Annotated in this window: 17 protein-coding genes; 13 read left to right on the top strand and 4 right to left on the bottom strand. The window is 36.6% G+C overall.

Features of this window, described 5'->3' with window-relative positions; translation table 11 throughout:
* The first annotated feature begins 1 nt into the window (after window position 1).
* Genes C8D70_RS01385 through C8D70_RS01400 form a run of 4 tightly spaced genes read left to right on the top strand, consistent with a single transcriptional unit; the run spans window position 2 to window position 5,258 of the window.
* A complete protein-coding gene (locus C8D70_RS01385; RefSeq protein WP_047374822.1) occupies window positions 2–247 on the top strand; it encodes an acyl carrier protein in 246 nt (81 codons plus the stop codon).
* 4 nt (window positions 248–251) lie between these two features.
* Window positions 252–1,640 carry an AMP-binding protein gene (locus C8D70_RS01390; RefSeq protein ID WP_110366145.1) on the top strand — a complete coding sequence of 463 codons (1,389 nt, stop codon included), beginning with the start codon at window positions 252–254 and terminating at the stop codon, window positions 1,638–1,640.
* Window positions 1,627–4,068 carry a TonB-dependent receptor gene (locus tag C8D70_RS01395; protein ID WP_181416077.1) on the top strand — a complete coding sequence of 814 codons (2,442 nt, stop codon included), beginning with the start codon at window positions 1,627–1,629 and terminating at the stop codon, window positions 4,066–4,068. The genes C8D70_RS01390 and C8D70_RS01395 overlap by 14 nt, the downstream gene beginning before the upstream one ends.
* Before the next feature lie 2 nt (window positions 4,069–4,070).
* Window positions 4,071–5,258 (top strand): PepSY-associated TM helix domain-containing protein, encoded by a 1,188-nt coding sequence (locus C8D70_RS01400; protein WP_110366146.1) that lies wholly within the window; start codon window positions 4,071–4,073, stop codon window positions 5,256–5,258.
* Window positions 5,259–5,552: 294 nt separating this feature from the next.
* Here the strand turns inward: C8D70_RS01400 and C8D70_RS01405 are convergent, their stop codons facing one another.
* Window positions 5,553–7,043 (bottom strand): PLP-dependent aminotransferase family protein, encoded by a 1,491-nt coding sequence (locus C8D70_RS01405; protein ID WP_110366147.1) that lies wholly within the window; start codon window positions 7,041–7,043, stop codon window positions 5,553–5,555.
* Window positions 7,044–7,109: 66 nt separating this feature from the next.
* Here C8D70_RS01405 and C8D70_RS01410 point away from each other — a divergent pair, with 66 nt between their 5' ends.
* The 7 genes from C8D70_RS01410 to C8D70_RS01440 all read left to right on the top strand — a co-directional run bounded on the left by C8D70_RS01410 (window position 7,110) and on the right by C8D70_RS01440 (window position 13,488).
* A complete protein-coding gene (locus C8D70_RS01410) occupies window positions 7,110–7,733 on the top strand; it encodes a hypothetical protein (protein WP_110366148.1) in 624 nt (207 codons plus the stop codon).
* Window positions 7,726–8,835, top strand: a complete 1,110-nt coding sequence (locus tag C8D70_RS01415; RefSeq protein ID WP_110366149.1) for an aminotransferase class I/II-fold pyridoxal phosphate-dependent enzyme — start codon at window positions 7,726–7,728, stop codon at window positions 8,833–8,835. The genes C8D70_RS01410 and C8D70_RS01415 overlap by 8 nt, the downstream gene beginning before the upstream one ends.
* Window positions 8,836–8,869: 34 nt before the next feature.
* Entirely contained in the window at window positions 8,870–9,484 is a 615-nt protein-coding gene (gene bioD / locus C8D70_RS01420) for a dethiobiotin synthase (RefSeq protein WP_110366150.1), read from the top strand.
* On the top strand, window positions 9,484–10,467 hold the full coding sequence (gene bioB / locus C8D70_RS01425) for a biotin synthase BioB (RefSeq protein ID WP_110366151.1): 984 nt from the start codon (window positions 9,484–9,486) through the stop codon (window positions 10,465–10,467). Before bioD ends, bioB begins: the two co-directional genes overlap by 1 nt.
* A gap of 309 nt (window positions 10,468–10,776) precedes the next feature.
* Window positions 10,777–12,069 (top strand): adenosylmethionine--8-amino-7-oxononanoate transaminase, encoded by a 1,293-nt coding sequence (gene bioA / locus C8D70_RS01430; RefSeq protein ID WP_110366152.1) that lies wholly within the window; start codon window positions 10,777–10,779, stop codon window positions 12,067–12,069.
* 289 nt (window positions 12,070–12,358) lie between these two features.
* The gene (locus C8D70_RS01435) at window positions 12,359–12,643 is read left to right on the top strand and encodes a hypothetical protein (RefSeq protein ID WP_110366153.1); all 285 of its coding nucleotides are present in this window, start codon (window positions 12,359–12,361) and stop codon (window positions 12,641–12,643) included.
* Window positions 12,644–12,714: 71 nt separating this feature from the next.
* The gene (locus C8D70_RS01440; protein WP_110366154.1) at window positions 12,715–13,488 is read left to right on the top strand and encodes a GLPGLI family protein; all 774 of its coding nucleotides are present in this window, start codon (window positions 12,715–12,717) and stop codon (window positions 13,486–13,488) included.
* A gap of 437 nt (window positions 13,489–13,925) precedes the next feature.
* On the opposite strand, the gene C8D70_RS01445 is transcribed toward C8D70_RS01440, so the two are convergent.
* The 3 genes from C8D70_RS01445 to C8D70_RS01455 form a co-directional block, all read right to left on the bottom strand.
* Window positions 13,926–14,480 carry a hypothetical protein gene (locus tag C8D70_RS01445; protein ID WP_110366155.1) on the bottom strand — a complete coding sequence of 185 codons (555 nt, stop codon included), beginning with the start codon at window positions 14,478–14,480 and terminating at the stop codon, window positions 13,926–13,928.
* Window positions 14,481–14,517: 37 nt separating this feature from the next.
* Window positions 14,518–15,921 carry a T9SS type A sorting domain-containing protein gene (locus C8D70_RS01450; protein WP_110366156.1) on the bottom strand — a complete coding sequence of 468 codons (1,404 nt, stop codon included), beginning with the start codon at window positions 15,919–15,921 and terminating at the stop codon, window positions 14,518–14,520.
* A 156-nt stretch (window positions 15,922–16,077) separates the two neighbouring features.
* Window positions 16,078–16,392: a winged helix-turn-helix transcriptional regulator gene (locus C8D70_RS01455; RefSeq protein WP_076594747.1), complete on the bottom strand. Its 315-nt coding sequence runs from the start codon at window positions 16,390–16,392 to the stop codon at window positions 16,078–16,080.
* Between the two features lie 89 nt (window positions 16,393–16,481).
* Between C8D70_RS01455 and C8D70_RS01460 the strand changes: the two genes are divergently transcribed.
* Together C8D70_RS01460 and C8D70_RS01465 are read left to right on the top strand one after the other, a co-directional pair.
* The gene (locus tag C8D70_RS01460; protein ID WP_110366157.1) at window positions 16,482–17,246 is read left to right on the top strand and encodes an MBL fold metallo-hydrolase; all 765 of its coding nucleotides are present in this window, start codon (window positions 16,482–16,484) and stop codon (window positions 17,244–17,246) included.
* A 62-nt stretch (window positions 17,247–17,308) separates the two neighbouring features.
* On the top strand, window positions 17,309–18,016 hold the full coding sequence (locus C8D70_RS01465) for a DUF421 domain-containing protein (RefSeq protein ID WP_110366158.1): 708 nt from the start codon (window positions 17,309–17,311) through the stop codon (window positions 18,014–18,016).
* Window positions 18,017–18,018: the final 2 nt, after the last annotated feature.

Here is an 18,018-nt window from a genome sequence, read left to right on the forward strand (position 1 = left end):
AATGAACACTACAGAAGAATTTTATGAAATTATCGCCTCTGCCATCGCCATAAAAAAAGAATTGGTAGATGAAAAACTAACGTATCAGGAAATCCCGGAATGGGATTCTATGTCTCATCTTCTTATCGTAGAAGCGCTTGAGCAGTTTTATCAGATCAAATTTGATTTTAATGATATTCTGGAGATGGGAACCGTCGGAAAGATTCGTGAAAAAATGAAGAAATACGAAGTATTCGTAGAAAACTAAACATATGAAAATTTTAGAAAATGTAATTGCCAATAAGAACCTGGCGGTTACAGATGCTTCCACCGGTACAACAATACCGGTGGGAACACTGTACCGGTCTTTAGGCTTAAACCCGGTAGAAAAAGGGCTCCTCTTTTTGTACAATGACAATCAGCTGTCCAGTATTGAGGTGCTTCTCAATTTTTATGGTACAGCACATACGATTGCTGTACTGGGGCAGAAACTGCATGAGGAATTTAAAGAACGTATTGAGGCTGAATACCGTCCGAAATATATCTTTGATCCGCAAAGAGAAGCCATTGAAGGATATACTCTGAAAGCATTCTCAGACAACATCAGCATCTTTGCAAAGGATGATTATAAGAGTGAAGTTACGATTCATCCTGACATCAAAATCCTTTTGAGTACTTCAGGGACAACAGGCGTTCCAAAGCTTGTTAAATTATCAGATGAAAGCCTTTATCAGAACGCATTGAGCATTCTTCAGTACATGCCGGTTCAGGGAACGGATGTAGTTCCCTTAAACGTTCCGGTCAACTTTGTGTACGGGTTCTCTATTTTCACTACCAACTGTATGCGCGCCGGAAGAATCGTGTGTACAGATAAAGATATTATGCAAAAAGCATTCTGGGACGAAATGGAGGAGTACGGCTACAGTACTTTGGGCGGAGTTCCGTTTCTTTATGAAAACCTGAACAGAATAGGATTTTTCAGAAAAGATTTTCCAAGCCTGAGATATTTTACCCATACCGGAGGGGTGATCAATGCTGAGCTGAGAAAAACTATTTTCTCTTATTGTCATGAATTTAAAAAAGAATTCTTTGCGCAATACGGACAGACAGAAGCAGGCGGAAGAATGGCTTACCTTACCACAGAAGGATTGCTGGAAGAAGAAACATCAATTGGAAATGTGGTAGAAAGAGGAAGCTTCAAAATTGATCCTGAAACGGATGAATTACTTTTTTCTCACGTAAGTATTTTCGGAGGCTATGCCAATAAACTGGAGGATCTTGCTACGTATGAGCAGCCTTCCGTACTGCATACCGGAGATACTGCCAGAAAAGGTGAAAACGGAATGTATTATATCACAGGAAGAATAAAACGTATCATGAAACTTTTCGGAATACGTCTTAATCTGGATGAGGTAGAATTTATTCTTAAAAATGAAATGCCGGGCAATACCTTCGTGTGTCTGAACGCCAATGATAAAAAAATCGTGGTGTTGTATGATAACCCAGATATTGATCCTCAGATCATCACCGAAACCATTAAAAATAAACTGCGTATCAACCCCCAATATGTACGCACAGAACGTATAGAATCATTCCCGTTATCACAAAACGGTAAAATAAACTATCCCCTGTTACAAAACCTACAGCATGAAAACATCTAAAACCCTTATATTACTTCTTGGTCTTGCTTTATCTTCCAATTCGCTTTCTGCACAGCAGGGCGACAGAGTTCATGGCAAAATCATGCTGTCTGAAAAAGCACCGGTAAAAAACGCTGTTTTAAGACTTGTCAATACGTCTTATCAGGCAAAAACCAATAATTTAGGAGAATATTACTTTGAAAATGTGCCCCCTGGAGAATATACGCTTCAGGTGGTTTTAAATGACATTGAGCTGATGAGAGAGCAAATCTACATTCAGAAAGATGTCTATGAGATCCCTGCTATCTATGCCCCTTTACACAGTAATGTGATTGAGGGAATTACTGTATATGCAGTGAGCAGAAATAAATTTTTGGATAAAGACAGTACTTCAGTGGCCAAAATGCCTCTGAAAGTTCTGGAAAATCCACAGGCTTACACAAGCATCAATCAGCAGATCATGAAGGAACAGCTTACTTACGATATTTCGGAAGTATTGAAAAACGTCCCGGGTATGGTAAAAATGCAGGGAAGCCCGGGAAGAGGTTCAGGAGACGGAAGTTTCTACTACAGCCTTAGAGGATTTCCTACCAAAGTATCCATGGTAGATGGTGTTCCTGCAACCACCAACGGAGAAATAGATCCTGTCGATATTGAACGTCTGGAAGTGATCAAAGGACCTTCAGGAACATTGTACGGAGGTGTCGTAACTTCTTTTGGAGGTTTGATTAATGCTGTAACTAAAAAACCTAAAGATTATTTCGGAGGAGAAGCTTCTTACCTGATGGGAAGCTATAATCTGAACCGTGTGACAGCTGATGTGTACGGTCCTATTACAGAATCCCGAAATATGCTGTTCCGTTTGAATGCCGCTTATCAGTATCAGAACGGATTCAAGGATTCTGAATTCAGAAAATCGTTCTTTGTGGCACCTACTGTAAGCTATCAGGTTAATGACAGATTGAAATTTAACTTAGGCGCACAGATTTACAATTATGAAGGAACCAACACTCCGATTATTTTCCTTCCGAGAACAAGGCAATATTTTGCCCACAATCCTGACGAGTTAGGCTTCGACTGGAAAAGATCTTACTCCAACAATGATATGACCTTAAAAGCACCATCTATCAACGTAAAAGCTGAGGCGAATTACAAAATTTCAGATCAATGGACTTCACAGACATTGCTTTCCAGAAACTTCAGAAAGACAGAAGGATTGTATCAATATCAGTTTATCAGAGGGACAACCAGTGATGCTTTGCTGGAACGCAACGTACAGTGGCAGAATTCAGAAGCTTCTTCCACAAGTATTCAGCAGAATTTCAATGGACAATTTAATATCGGGAAAATTAAAAATAAAGTCCTGATCGGATTGGATTATCTGAATCAGACGATCAATAACAACCATTCTCCAATTGTAGTCTTTGATAATGTTAACGGACAAAGTTTAGAGGGGTATCCGAATATTTCTAAAGATCTTGCCCTTCAGAAAATCCAGGCTGTTACTCAAGCTGCTATTGCAGTAGGTAAAACACCTTTGGTAAGAAATAATTCTGCATCCAACCTTTATGGAGCCTACATTTCAAACGTTACCTATATTACAGACCGTTTGATTACGGTTTTAAGCTTACGGATGGATCATTATGAAAGTAAAGGCCAGCTGAATTTAAATGATAACAAACGTAAAGATGACTTCAAGCAGACCGCATGGTCTCCTAAAGTGGGAATTGTATACCAGATTCTTAAAGACCAGTTATCTGCTTATGGTAATTATATGAACGGTTTCAGCTATACAGCACCTGTTACACAACAGTTACCAGACTACAGCGGAGAGATGAAACCTCAGATGGCGAATCAGTGGGAAGTTGGAATTAAAGGAAATCTTTGGAGAAACAAAATTAATTTCACCGTTGGATACTATGACATTCTTGTGGATAACATCCAGAGAGGAAGCGGCGTAATCCGTGACGGAAAAGAATACAATATTGTTGTTCAGGATGGAAAACAGAGAAGTAAAGGAATTGAAATAGAAACCATCATGAATCCTGTTCAGGGGTTAAACATTATGGCCGGATATAGCTATAACCACAGCAGATATGAAAAGGCAGATCCTAATGTAGATGGACGTCGTCCGGAATCGGCAGGTCCTGCGAATGTATTCAATTCATGGATCAGTTATATTCTTCCAATCAAAGGACTTCAGGGACTCGGAATTGGTTTCGGGGTAAACCGTGTCGGAAAACAGATTACCGGAAACAAAACCGTTACCGGGCAGTTTGCATTTCCAGCCTATACTTTAGTGAACGCTTCCATCTCCCTTGAGAAAGAAAGATACAGATTAGGATTTAAAATGAATAACCTGGGCAATGTGCAATATTTTGCAGGGCAGGGAGTGATAGTCGCTCAGATGCCTCGTAATTTTGTTGCTGAGGTAAGCTTTAAATTTTAAGAATGAAATTAAAGTTGAGAAAAATTGCCTATCAGTTACATCTATGGCTCGGACTAACGTCCGGGCTTGTAGTTGTTATTATGGCCGCTACGGGATGTATCCTGGCTTTTGAAGAAGAATTAAAACATATTGTTCACCCCAACAGATATTACGTTGAAAACATCGGAAGAAACAAACTTTCATTGGCTGAACTTACAATAAAAGCAGAAAAAGCCCTTCCCGAAGATTTAAAAGTCAAAAGAGTATTGATGTCTTCCAATCCTTCACGAACGTATGTGTTCCGTACTCTTAAGATGAATAAAGAAGCATGGACGTATTGGGGAACTTATCTTTATTATTATCGAATTTATGTAGATCCTTACACCGGAAAAGTACAGGAAATAGAAGATGCCAAAAAGGATTTCTTTGAAATTGTACTGGATCTTCACAGGAGACTTCTATTAGGTGAAAAAATCGGAAAAACAATTACCGGTTATTCCACATTGATATTTGCTGTGATCCTTCTATCGGGGCTTGTGATATGGTACCCCCGCAAAATGAGTAAAGCCATGCTGAAAGGAATGTTTTTCATTAAAACATCGGCCAACTGGAAAAGAATTAACTATGATATTCACAATGTCTTAGGATTCTATTCCGTAATTCCCTTGCTTATTATTTCGTATTCCGCACTGATATGGAGCTTTGAAGATGCAGACCAATGGATAAAAAATACGTTAAATGGAAATACGCCCATGGAAAAGAAAGCCAAAAGTACAATTCCTTCCGTAAAATTTTCAAACCGTGAAAATATTCTCAATCTAATCGGAAATACTATGGAAAGAGGACTTAAAAATAAGGAATCAGCACTTATCAATTTCCCAAGATCGGAAGAAGCAACGTATTACGCTGAATTGGTGTATGACGAAAGGCAGTACAGAAATGAACATTTTAATTTTGATCAGTATTCAGGAGAAGTTTTAAAATCTCAATCGTATAAAAACAAAAATATCGGATATGGAACTGCATTAAGAGAAAGAAATTATGATTTTCACACCGGAAGCATCTTGGGACTAACCACCAGAATTATTTATTTTCTGGCAGCCATTATCGCTTTATCACTACCGATTACCGGTTTTATTATGTATTTGAATAAGAAAAAAAAGAAACCCAAACATAAGAAAAACAAAGTAGTTTTTCCTTCTCATCATTAATAAAGAGAAGAGGTTATCTCAAAGAGTAATAATCCGGCTTTTGTCGTTCTGACGAAGGAAGAATCTCATTAATAACTTAGGTTAAGAGATTCTTCACTACATTGATGAACTACGTTCGCAGACTTTTAGTCTGTGTTCAGAATGACACTTCTGAATAACCTCTTTACTTATATTATATATCCAGTATCAATTTTGTCGCAGATAAAATCCTCGCGCCTTAAAACAAGTTATCTTCATCTCATTTGCGCCCTTGCGTTTTCCAACCAATAAGTATTCAATTGATTTGATTATAAATCAACCAATCAATTCCTTCACATTTTTTGAGAAAACCTCAATTCCTTTATTCATCTCTTCAAAATTAAGGTCTCCAAATCCTAATCGCATGGCCGTAAGTCCTTTATTCTGATACAACAGAGTTTTGGGAATAAAAAGATTGTCTTTTGCGCAGTTCCGGCTCAGCTGCATCAGATTCAGCGGAATATTCCATTCCAGCCATATGGCAAGGCCGCCCGAAGGTTTCTGGAAGGTCATAAAATCACCCAGATTTTCCTCCAGCAAAACAGAAAAATAATCACGCCTTTCCTGATAAACTTTTAAAGACTTCTTCAGATAACGGTTGATTTCTCCTTCGGCAATCATCTCTCCAAGCGCTCTTTCCATCAGAATATCGCCCTGACGGTCTATAATTCCAAGATATTTACGCATTTCTGTCATCAGATTCTCAGGCGCAACAATAAATCCTGTTCTGAATCCCGGAGCTAAAGATTTTCCGAAAGAACCGATGTAAATTACCATTCCATTCGTATCAGCACTGGCTAATGGAAGAATTGGACTTTTATCATAATGAAATTCATAATCATAATCATCTTCCAGTATAATAAATCCGTATTCGTTGGCAAGCTCCAACAGTTCAAATCTTCTCTGCGCACTCAAAGCAACGGTAGTAGGATAGTGGTGATGCGGAGTAAGGTAAAGCATCCGTATTTTCTGCTTTTTACAGGCTTCCCGAACGCTTTCCACCATAATCCCTTCCTCATCAATAGGGATAGAAACAATATCAACACCCGCTTTCATAAAGATCATATTGACCGAGAAATAACTCAAAGCACCTACCAATACAGTATCACCAGCCGAAAGAAGAATCTCAGACACAATATAAATACTCATTTCTGTGCTTCGGGTGATGAGCAGGTTGTTCTTGGAAATAGGAAGTCCACGGGAAAGATTCAGGTATTGGGATAAATGTTCTTTAAAAAATTCACTTCCGTCATGATTATAATGTCCTAAAGCTCTCTGATTAGATTTACGTTTCAGGATAGAACTGTAAAACCGGGAATGCTGCCCGATCTGAGTCAAACGGATATCCGGTACCCCATCATTAAAGACATACTCACAGTCCGAATGTTCAAAAGGATTATCCAGAATATTGGATGTTTTAAATGAAAAACCAGTGGAAACAGGATATTTTTGAAGGTTATTCTGTTTAAAATCATTCAATTTGACAGGTTTTTCCTGATCTTTTCCGATCACAAAAGTTCCTTTGTTCGGAAAACTCTCTGTCCAGCCCTGAGCCGACAGTTCATCATACACCGCAACGGCTGTATTTCTGTGAATTTCCAGCATCTCGCTGAACGTTCTTGTCCCGGGAAGTTTTGTTCCGAAAGGGAGAAACCCTCTCTGAATCGCATTGATGAGCTGATTGGAAATCTGTAAATAGATAGAAGTCTCTGATTTTCTATCAATTTTTATAAAACTTTCGTAAGGAATCTTAACCGGACTATCCATAATATAAAAACTGGCACCATGTAACCATCCGGCAATATACTATTTTTGACATCAAAATAAAAATCTATGGAATTTCATCATCTGTTAAAAAAAATTGTACAGGAAGGAAACACCCACGCAAGGTGGCTGAACACACTTTCTTTTATGGAAAATGCCGGTGCAAGGAAAATATCAAAATGTGAACATCCAACATTGGTTTCTCAGATCCAGCTGAAACATGCTGCTGAAGAACACCGCCATGCTTATTATTTAAAAAAGCAAATCGGGAAGATAAATCCTGCACTCTGCAAAACCTACGAAAGCACAGAACTTCTGGCTCCTGTAGCAACAAGCCAGTATCTTCACTCATTGGATATTAAGGCCTGCCGTTATCTTCAGAAAGCATTCAATCTTAATAAAACAGATATTAAATATGCAGCCTATCTTTTCGTAACCTATGCCATTGAGGTGCGTGTCGATGAGCTTTATCCTGTATATCAGCAGGCACTTACTGAAGCATCTTCTAAAATCATGGTAAAATCTATTATTCTGGAAGAAGAAGGGCATCTGGAAGAAATGATTCATCAGCTCAATGAATTTTCACCAGACTGGAAACACCATGCAGATCATATTCTCAACATAGAAAAAGGACTTCATGAAGAATGGATCAATGCGATTACCCAGGAAGTAGCCCAGTTGAATTATGCTTAACAATACCTCTCATTTTCAGGAATCTCTTGACAAAAGAAAAGAACAGGGAACATTAAGACGTTTGCGGATTCCGTCTGGTGGAATTGATTTTTATTCCAATGATTATCTGGGTTTTGCAAAAAATAAATATCTACAACATTTGCTGTTGCAAAAGGTTATGAATAATCCTCAACTGCTTTCCGGAAGTACAGGCTCAAGGTTGATTAGTGGAAACAGTGATATTGCAGTTTCTGTAGAAAATGAAATTGCGCAGAAACATCAGTTTGAATCAGCATTACTTTTTCCATCAGGATATAATGCAAATCTGGCCTTATTTTCTACCCTTCCCAGCCGTCATGATGTCGTTATTGTGGATGAACAGATTCATCGGTCGGTACATGATGGCTGTAAACTATCCAATGCTAAAAAGCTGAAATTCAAACATAATGATACTGAAGATCTTGAAAATATTTTAAAAAGACAGGAAGGACATTGTTATATCGCCATAGAAAGTCTTTACTCTATGGAAGGAGATTTTGCACCTATTCAGAAAATCGCTGCACTTGCCGATACACATAAGGCCTCTCTGATTGTTGATGAAGCCCACGCTTTCGGCGTTTTTGGATATGGATTGATTGAAAAATATCAATTACAGAATCATGTTTCGGCAGCAGTTGTGACCTACGGAAAAGCCCTTGGAGCTCACGGAGCAGCCATTCTTTGTAATGAAACAGTGAAATCTTATCTCATCAACTTTGCAAGTCCGTTCATATATACGACATCAGCACAGGATTTCCAGTGGATGAGTATAAAAACAGGATATGAATTTTTAGATCAAAACGATGAACTGGCTGAAAAACTTCAGAATAACATCAAAGTTTTCCGAAGCAGAAATCTACAGTCTCCATCAGCAGAAACAAGCCCGGTTCAGGCTATTGTAATTCCGGATAATCAAAGATTGAAAATATTACAGCAAACTTTATCTGAGGAAGGGTTTTTAACCTATGCCATCTACAGTCCCACGGTAAAAGAAGGAAGTGAACGGTTGAGAATATGCCTTCACAGCTTTAATACAGAAGAGGAAATTATGAAACTGACAGGAATTATTAAAGAATTTATTTAAAGCAAAAAGATTCAAAACCCGAATCCCGAAACCCATGAAATTATTTATAACAGGAATAGGAACCGAAATAGGAAAAACAGTCTGTTCAGCCATTTTGGTTCAGCATTTTAAAACAGAATACTGGAAACCGATACAGTCCGGTGATCTTCACTATACGGACAGTCATAAAATTGAAGCATGGACGGATACTAATAGATGCCATCCTGAAACCTATCGTTTACAGCTGGCTGCATCACCACATCAGTCCGCAAGAGAAGAAAATATGACCATCAATCTGAATGATTTTCGATTGCCAGAAACAGAAAACCCACTGATTGTAGAAGGAGCCGGAGGTCTTATGGTGCCCATATCAGACACAACTTTTATGATCGATCTGATTGAAGAATTAAACCTTCCGACAGCATTGGTAGTCAGAAATTATTTAGGCTGTATCAATCATAGCTTGCTCTCCATCCTGGCTTTACAACAGAGAGGAATTCAGTTGGAATATTTAATTCTTAACGGAGATTTTCCGGAAGATACAGAAAGAGTGATCTGCAGTTTTATTGAAAAAGAAACAAAAATTATAAGGATTCCCGAAATCAATACTACAGATAAGGAATCTATACAACATGCTGCCAAGCAATTAACAATAACAAAAATAAGATAATGGATACAAAAACAACATTGAGAAACAACTGGACGAAAGAAGAGATCGAGGAAATTTATCACCTTCCTCTGATGGAACTGATCTATAAAGCAGCCACCGTACACCGCGAATGGCATGATCCTTCTGAAGTACAGATTTCAACACTATTATCCATCAAAACGGGCGGATGTCCTGAAGACTGTTCATATTGCGGACAGGCAGCCCGTTATCACACGGATATCAAAGTACAGGCTTTACTGCCTACAGAAACTGTAATTGCCCACGCTCAGAAAGCAAAAGATTCCGGATCTTCAAGATTCTGTATGGCGGCAGCGTGGCGTGAAGTTCGTAATAACCGTGATTTTGACAGAGTGATTGATATGGTGAAAGGTGTAAATGATCTTGGTCTGGAAGTTTGCTGTACACTGGGAATGCTTACGGAAGAACAGGCTGTCAGACTTCAGGAGGCTGGATTATACGCTTACAATCACAACCTTGACACTTCTGAGCAATATTATGAAGAGATCATCTCTACCAGAACTTTTGACAACAGAATCAATACGATAAATAATGTAAGAAAAGCAGGAATCACAGTGTGTTCCGGAGGAATTATAGGTCTTGGTGAAACTCATAGAGACAGAATTTCAATGCTTTTAACGTTGGCAACGATGCCAAAACATCCGGAATCTGTTCCAATTAATGCATTGGCCAGAGTAGCGGGAACGCCATTAGAAGATAATGAAAAAGTAGATACTTGGGAAATGGTAAGAATGATCGCCACAGCAAGAATCGTAATGCCATCTTCTATGGTAAGATTAAGTGCCGGACGTATAGAAATGTCTGAGACAGAGCAGGCATGGTGCTTTATGGCAGGAGCTAATTCTATTTTTACGGGTGAAAGAGAAACCTTACTGGTAACGCCTAATCCGGGAATTTCTGAAGATATGAAGATGCTTCAGACATTAGGACTGAAACCTATGATGAAAAAAGAAACCTGCTGTTAGATAATTATGAATGATAAAATAATGAGTGGTAAGCCGGATTACAAGTATTCTGATTTTTATTGCAGCATTGATATCTGATTTCATCAATATTAGTATTGGTTTTTAACGCTAAGGTTCGCAAAGTAATATTTTAAGTCGGAAAATATTTCGCTCGCAAAGGCATTCTATTCAGCAAAGCAGAATATTTCTTATTGCTGAGTGAAACGCCTTTACGAACTTAAAATAACAGCATGCAATGTGAAAAACCTAGCGATCAGTACGCTAAAACTTAAACAATTTATCACTCATTTCTACTTTTTAGATCAATATATGAATACAATAACAAAAGAAATCAGCCTGCAGGAGAGAGATAAAGCGGTCAACTGGCATCCGTACACGCAGATGAAAACAGCTGATGATGCCATTCCTATTGTAAAAGGAAAAGGAATTTACCTGTATGACAACGAAGAAAAAAAATATTTGGATGTGGTCTCGTCATGGTGGGTGACGCTGCACGGGCATTCACATCCTTATATTGCACAACGTGTTTTTGAACAGCTGAATACACTGGAGCAGGTTATTTTTGCAGGATTTACCCATGAACCTGCTGTACAGCTTTCAGAAAATTTACTGAAACTTCTTCCTGCTGGTCAGGAAAAGGTCTTTTATTCAGATAACGGTTCTACAGCAGTAGAAGTTGCTTTAAAAATGTGTATTCAATATGCATACAATCAAGAGAAAAAGAAAACGAAGATTTTAGCTTTTAAAAATGCTTATCACGGCGATACTTTCGGGGCGATGTCTGTCAGTGGAAAGAGTTTCTGGACAAGACCTTTTGAAAGCATGCTGTTTGAAGTTGTTTTTATAGATACACCCAATGCAGAAAATCTGGAAAGCTTACAGAAACAGATTAAAGAACTTGCTGATGAAGTGGCTTGCTTTATCTATGAGCCATTAGTTCAGGGTGCTGCCGGAATGTTAATGTATAAAGCTGAAGATCTTAGTCAGTTGATGAAATACTGCAGGGAAGAAGGTGTTCTTATGATCCAGGATGAAGTTTTTACAGGATTTGGAAGAACAGGTAAGCTTTTCGCAGCAGATTATCTTACAGAAAAACCAGACATTATGTGTTTTTCAAAAGGGTTGACAGGAGGAACAATGCCCATGGGAATTACGACCTGTTCCAATGAAATCTATGATGCTTTCCTTTCTGAAGACCGTTATAAAACATTATTTCACGGGCATTCGTTTACAGCTAATCCTTTAGCCTGTACAGCAGCTCTTGCCAGTATGGAATTACTATTGACAAGTGAAACTCAGATGAATATTAACCGCATTACGCATCAACATTCGGAGTTTGTGAAAGCACTTGCTTTGCATCCTCATGTAGAAAAGGTTCGGCAGATCGGAACTATTTTAGCGTTCGATTTTAAAACCGGGAATGGTACTTCTTATTTCAACGAAATAGGGAAGAAGCTTTACAATCAATTCTTACAGAGAGGGATTATCATGAGACCGTTGGGAAATGTAATCTATCTGGTTCCTCCATATTGCATTACTTCAGAAGAATTAGACTTTGTATATCAGAATATTATGGAAGTTCTGGATCAGTTTAAAGACTAATTATAATCGCGAATTCCAAACGTCTTAATTTTTGAGTAATGTAAAGATAAAATAAAAACATCCATCTGGATGTTTTTTCGTTTCAATGCCATTGAAATACTCATTAAAAAATCTCTCTTAATTACAATATAAATTTCCGAAACAAAATTACAATCTTTATTTTTTAATATGTAAAGAGAACTAATACAAAGCAACTTAACATAAAAAATAATTTCTTTGTTGTTTGATTTATTTTGATACTTTTGAAATGAGTTTTTAAAACAATAACTAACATTAAAAACAAATTATTATGAAAAAAGTAATTTTATTAGCTGCCTTCGGTGTAGCTGGACTTGTTAATGCCAAAGGCACTGACACTGGAAAAGTTGTCAAAAATAATGAAAACATTGAAGCAACAACCGTGCAAAAAACTGTTGCATATCAAGAGTGTGGTGTTGTTGTTACTTATTGGTCTGGTGGCCAAATAGTAGGACAAGAAACGATAACATCAGATCAACCCGATTTACAGAGTTGCCAAAACTTCCAAACAGGAGTTAAAGTAGCTTTATGGGCAGCTGGTTTCTGGCTAAATTAATTAAGTTACTTTAATGCTTCTAACCCTTTCAGCATATTTTGAAAGGGTTATGATTTTAAAAAAGATAATTTATGAAAAAGATACTTTTATTATCCTCAATTTTAATTAGTGGGTTTTATTTCGCTCAACAAGTCCATGTAAAATATTTAAGAGTATTATCCTCTTTTACAACAACACATGAAGACTTGTATATAAAAAATAATCAAGTGTTGTCAATCCAAGATTCAATTATCATTAATAACAAATTAACAGACTCTTGGACTTTGGGTGTGAATTTAGATAATGGTAAAAAACCAGCAAAACAATACTTTGTTTCTGATTTAGATAAAAATAATGAAGCGGAAAGAAACTTCTTTTTCACTTCTAATGTAGATAGTAGAGAGTTTTTTATTTACGACAAAGTTCCACAACCAAAATGGAATATTGAAGAAAAGGAAACCAAAACAATAGCTGGTTACAAGTGTCAAAAAGCGACAACAATGTTTAGAGGCTCAAAAGTAACTGCTTATTTTACTAAAGATTTGCCCTACTCTACGGGACCGTTCAAATTTTATGGGCTTCCTGGATTAATTCTTGATATTAGAGTAGATAATAAAGATTATGACATATGGAAAGCTGAGTCGGTAGATGTAAATGATAAATCAGCCATTGCTTTTAAACCTCAATTCTTAAAAAAAGAAAAAATTAGTTTAAAGGATTATGTTGCAGCAAAAGAAGCTCATATGAATAAAATATTTGCTAAGCTTACAGATGCATTGCCAAAAAACTATAACGCCAGAGTGACTACAAATCAAAGGTTTTCTGTAGAACAAAAGTATGAATGGGAAGATAAGCCATCCGAATAAAATGAAAAGTACCTCAAAATAGGTGCCTTTCATTTTTTTACATATCCTAATTTTTCCAATATACTGGATAATACCTCCTTAATAGCATTAATAACAAATAGTTTTCCTTCCTTAGTCATAAAAAGCCAGTCGCTTACATCCTTTGATAGAACAATAGTAGTGGCAAAGGGCAAAAAAATATTTTCATCGCCCAAGCTTTGTATATGGCAAACCCATAAAGACTGATCGTGAAAATAGTGGCCAGAAAAAACATTCCGATCCAGTCTTTTAATACAGGATTTTTTACATTAGGAGTATTATACCACAATTACATTCTGTAAATATATATGGCTAATGTAAACACTAATATAATCCAGCTGTGATTTGCTTTTAATATACCTTATAGGTTTCTAAAACCTATAAGGTTTTTATGTTTTACTATTTAATTCTATTCTGTATTAAAGATCCTGTTCCGCTTTCTTTAAAATGCCGATCAATTCTTTCAGTTCATCTTTATTGAATTCCAGCAGATTTTGATTAAAGCGATTGGAGGGTAACTTTATATAATTAACCCACGAAGAAAGTTTTTCCCGGTAAACACTTCCAAACTCTATGTTGCTCATCGTAACAAACTTATATTTGGTTTCCTGCTTCGCCTTTTCATTTTCTTTCTGCTCCACAGTCTGAAGTGCCTGTATAAGTTTTCCCAGTTCATTTTTATTAACCGTTAAGGTTTTCTTGAAAATTTCATCAAAGGTTTCGTATTCATACATAATGCCCAGAACAGATTCCAATGAATTGTCAGATACATCTTTCGTTACAATTTTTTGGATATTCAGATTTTTAAATTTGTCCAAATTGCTGATTTTCTTTTCAATTAACGTCCCTTTTCTTGAATTGATGGTAAGTCCGCGGGATGTGGTATTTGATCTTTGAATAGTAGGTGGAGGTGTTATCTGTGCCGTCGCCCACATACATGATACACAGGAAATCAAAATAATGATTCTTTTCATTTGTAAAAATTGTTATTAGTTTTAAAATATTAATTTACTACTTCTTAATAAGTTTTTTTGTAAAAACTTTTCCATTTTCAAAAATTGCTTTCGCAAAATAAACTCCTTTAGAAAGTTCGGAAACGTCGGAATTATTTTTATTTATCGTTTTTAATAGCCTTCCGTCAACAGAATAGATCTCTATTTTATTAATTTTTTCTTTTGACTGATACACCAAATCTTGTTTTACAGGACTTTCAAAAGTAAATTCAGTATTATTTTTTACAGTTTCCGCTGTCGGTAATGTAGCTGTACCGTTTAAAAGATATTTCACAATTTCTTTTGTTGGCCCATCTCCATAAACAATTACATTATTATCAAAAACTTTGATTGCGTGAATAAAGTGATAGAGTAAATTGGAATCATTTTCTACATATTCTCCAAATACCGTATCAATAGCTCCGTTTTGATTAAGTTTAGAGAGATAATAAGCAGGTGCATTATTAAGATCAGCATAGCCGGCTATATAGTAAGAATTGTTTTTTTCATAGATATCCCAAAATTCAAGACCAAGAGTACCGGTGTAGCTGAATGTGGTATCCGGCGTCCCATCAGCATTCAGTCTTCCTATCGTAGCGGGCGTTAAGGATCCAAGTTGTGCATATATAATTCTATTAGCTGAATCTGCTTTTATAACATTTACATTTACCCCATTAAACAAGGCTGTCCCATTATTACCAAAACCAGTCATGAGCTGTCCGTCAGAAGTATACTTTTTTATTGTATTGTGTTCTAAAATGATAATATTGGACTGTTTATCTAAAATAATGCGGGGAATTCCGTAAGTGGATAATTCTCCATTATCCCCAAAACTGTTATCTGGTGTACCATCAGAATTTAATCTGAATGTATGAGTGTACCCATCAAAAAATCCATTAGTATCTATTCCGGTTCCCGAAACAATAATTTTGTTTCCTTGTTCTATAAGATTATTCTTTATATTGAAATTGTCCTGATTGAAATTGGCTAATGATTTTATTCCTCCATTGGAAAACGAAGGATCCAATTGCCCATTGGCAAGCAATCGGACTACATCTAAATAATTAATATTATTTGCAGAGTCATATCGTTTTAACAGTAGGGTTAATGTATTATTGCTGTGCCTTATAAATCCCACTAAAGCGTCCGATGTGTAATTCAATGCAGTTTTACCATTGGTCCCAAAAGTCAAATCCGGAGAGCCATTGTAACTTGTCGCTTTAGAGATAAGTAACTGATTACTATTGGAGTCAAAGGATTCGTAAAATACGGCATTGGTTGTTTCTGTTAATTCTCCTAAATAAGAGATTCCCGTTTGAAGGTTGTAAATTCCGTTTGAAGCAAACGTAGGATCTTTGGAAATGATTTGTGCAAAAGAAGCCTGTGCTGCAAGAGTAAGCACAAATAATAATTGTTTTTTCATTGGTTTGTTTTTTTTAAAAAAAATTGAGGTTATATTATATAACCCCTATATAAATCTATTTTTAGGCAGTGTTTCCAAATGTAGGATAAAATTCTAGAAGAGGAAAGAAATACTCAATGGCATCGAAAACCTTCGATGAATTTATCCAAAATGGTTTTAACCCAATCCATTTCCCCATGAATGAAGTTCGGAAAGAATAGGTCCCAGCTTTTGCCCTTTCTCCGTTAATTTATAATATACTTCCGGCGGAAAATTATAAACTTCAATCCGTTCAATAATACGATCTTCTTCCAGCTGCTTCAGCTGCTCTGCAAGTACTTTCTTGGAAACCCGGGGCATATTTCGCCAAAGCTCCACAAAACGCACCTGATCTTCTTCAAAAAGATTATGCAGAATTAAAGGTTTCCATTTACCTGAAAGGATATTCAGGCTTCTTCTTAATCCACAGTTTTTAAATTCTTCAAAATTCATATACCTGAATATTTATGGTTAACCTTTTGGTAACCTTCGATTGTTTGACCTTCATTAGTCAATAAATTTGTTCAACAAAAATACTCAAAATGAAATTACAATTATGGCGCAATGCAACATTGCTACTGAATATTGACGGAATTTCCATACTGGTAGATCCGATGCTCGGAGAAAAAGGGTCTATGGGAAAAATGCCTATGACAGAAAGTGAACTACTGAATCCTCTTGTAGATCTCCCTTTCAGTAGAGAAGAATTAAAGAAAAAATTAGAAGGAATAGATGCTGTAGCGGTAACCCATCTTCATCCGGATCATTGGGATGCTGACGCAGTAGAACTTCTCGATAAAAATATTCCGGTGATCTGTTCAGAGGTTATTGCTGATCATATTGCACAACAGGGATTTACGAATATTTTAATTGTAAATGATCATCTTCAATGGAAAAACATTGAAATTTCTACCACCAAAGGCCAGCACGGTACCGGAGAAATTGGAGAAAAAATGGGAATAGTAAACGGTTTCGTTTTTAAAAAAGACAATCAGTCAGTCTATATTGCAGGTGATACAATCTGGTATGATGAAGTTGCTGCAGAAATTGCTCAACACAAGCCAAAGCACATCATTGTTGCAGGAGGTGCTGCCACCTTCTCTGTGGGAGATCCTATTATTATGACCAGCGAAGACATCGCAAAAGTATGTGAATACGCACCGGAATCTACTGTTTGGGTAACTCATCTGGAAGCAGTAAGCCATTGTAAGGAAGACAGGAATTTTATCCAGAAAAAAATAATCGAAAAAGGACTTGGAAACCAATGTTTACTACTGAAAGACGGAGAAGAGGTAATCCTGAAATAAGTATGAAATAAATAACAGGAGTTATGGCTTATTTTTTGAATATTCCGTGGTAAATAATTTATATGCTGTCCACTTTTCTCTTAAATTTTGACTGGAAAGAATTATTATTGGGACATGAAGAATGGTCTTTTCTTTTAGAGATCATTCTTCGTACCATAATTATGTTTCTGACTATTATCATCGGACTTAGAATTTTAGGAAAAAGAGGAGTAAAACAGCTCTCAATATTTGAATTGGTAGTCATTATCGGCCTGGGATCAGCAGCAGGAGATCCTATGTTTAATAAGGATGTCGGAATTATTTCATCCCTTATTGTTTTTATTGTTATTATTCTCCTGTATTCTATTGTGACCCATTTTATCGGAAAAAGTAAAGAATTTGAAAATCTGGTTGAAGGACAATCCATCTGCCTGATAGAAAACGGTGAATTTTCAATTAAAAACTTTCAAAAAGAAAATCTAGGGAGTGACGAATTCTTCGCAGAATTAAGGCTAAAAGGAGTTTCGCAGCTTGGCCAGATTGAGATGGCTATAGAAGAAATTTCAGGAGAGATCAGTGTATTCTTTTTTGAAGATAAATCTGTAAAATACGGTCTTCCTATTTTACCAGGCTCATTAAATAATCCGTTACATTATATTCATGAGGAAAGACATTACTCCTGTATATTCTGTGGATATACAGAGCATAAAAAAGCGGGTAATGCAGGAAGCTGCCCAAACTGCCAAAAAGAAGAATGGGTAGCGTCCAGCAATAAAAGACGTGTAACCTGACC

Source organism: Chryseobacterium sp. CBTAP 102 (genome assembly GCF_003201365.1).
GTDB classification, from domain to species: Bacteria; Bacteroidota; Bacteroidia; order Flavobacteriales; family Weeksellaceae; genus Chryseobacterium; species Chryseobacterium candidae.